Origin of the sequence: Halorubrum sp. BV1 (assembly GCF_000746205.1) — an archaeon.
Classification (GTDB): domain Archaea; phylum Halobacteriota; class Halobacteria; order Halobacteriales; family Haloferacaceae; genus Halorubrum.
Genome location: NZ_JQKV01000030.1, coordinates 1 through 1,339, shown reverse-complemented (window position 1 = coordinate 1,339; position 1,339 = coordinate 1). Strand labels below are relative to the sequence as shown.

Sequence of the window (1,339 nt, the reverse complement as noted above, 5' to 3'; positions counted from 1 at the left end):
ATGAGGATTTCGCCCCCTGCGCTCCGGCGTAAGAGGAAATCTGATGTGAGCCGTGGTCGTTCGGTGTCATCCAGGTCGCTGGGTGCACTGGACACCATATAGACCATGCAATGGTGTGTTGACATCGTGTCAACACCCGCCAACACCCCCTCTGTGCCGGGAACCAGGTACAGAGGTATACATTCCGGTTGATCCTGCCGGAGGCCATTGCTATTGGGATTCGATTTAGCCATGCTAGTCGTACGAGTTCATACTCGTGGCGAATAGCTCAGTAACACGTGGCCAAACTACCCTTCGGACCACAATACCCTCGGGAAACTGAGGCTAATAGTGGACACCACAGTCCACCTGGAATGAGGACTGTGCCAAACGCTCCGGCGCCGAAGGATGTGGCTGCGGCCGATTAGGTAGACGGTGGGGTAACGGCCCACCGTGCCAATAATCGGTACGGGTCATGAGAGTGAGAACCCGGAGACGGAATCTGAGACAAGATTCCGGGCCCTACGGGGCGCAGCAGGCGCGAAACCTTTACACTGCACGACAGTGCGATAAGGGAATCCCAAGTGCACAGGCATAGAGCCTGTGCTTTTGTGTACCCTAGGGCGGTGTACGAATAAGGGCTGGGCAAGACCGGTGCCAGCCGCCGCGGTAATACCGGCAGCCCAAGTGATGGCCGATCTTATTGGGCCTAAAGCGTCCGTAGCTGGCCGCACAAGTCCATCGGGAAATCCACCTGCCCAACAGGTGGACGCCCGGTGGAAACTGTGTGGCTTGGGACCGGAAGGCGCGACGGGTACGTCCGGGGTAGGAGTGAAATCCCGTAATCCTGGACGGACCGCCGATGGCGAAAGCACGTCGCGAAAACGGATCCGACAGTGAGGGACGAAAGCCAGGGTCTCGAACCGGATTAGATACCCGGGTAGTCCTGGCCGTAAACAATGTCTGTTAGGTGTGGCTCCCACTACGAGTGGGTGCTGTGCCGTAGGGAAGCCGCTAAACAGACCGCCTGGGAAGTACGTCCGCAAGGATGAAACTTAAAGGAATTGGCGGGGGAGCACTACAACCGGAGGAGCCTGCGGTTTAATTGGACTCAACGCCGGACATCTCACCAGCATCGACTGTAATAATGACGACCAGGTTGATGACCTTGTCCGAGTTTCAGAGAGGAGGTGCATGGCCGCCGTCAGCTCGTACCGTGAGGCGTCCTGTTAAGTCAGGCAACGAGCGAGACCCGCATCCCTACTTGCCAGCAGTACTTCACAGTAGCTGGGGACAGTACGGAGACCGCCGTGGCCAACACGGAGGAAGGAACGGGCAACGGTAGGTCAGTATGCCCCGA

At 57.8% G+C, this 1,339-nt stretch carries 1 rRNA gene; it reads left to right on the top strand.

Going from position 1 to position 1,339, the window contains the following annotated elements:
* Positions 1-181: 181 nt before the first annotated feature.
* Positions 182-1,339 (top strand): 16S ribosomal RNA (locus EP28_RS11495); the annotation flags it as partial.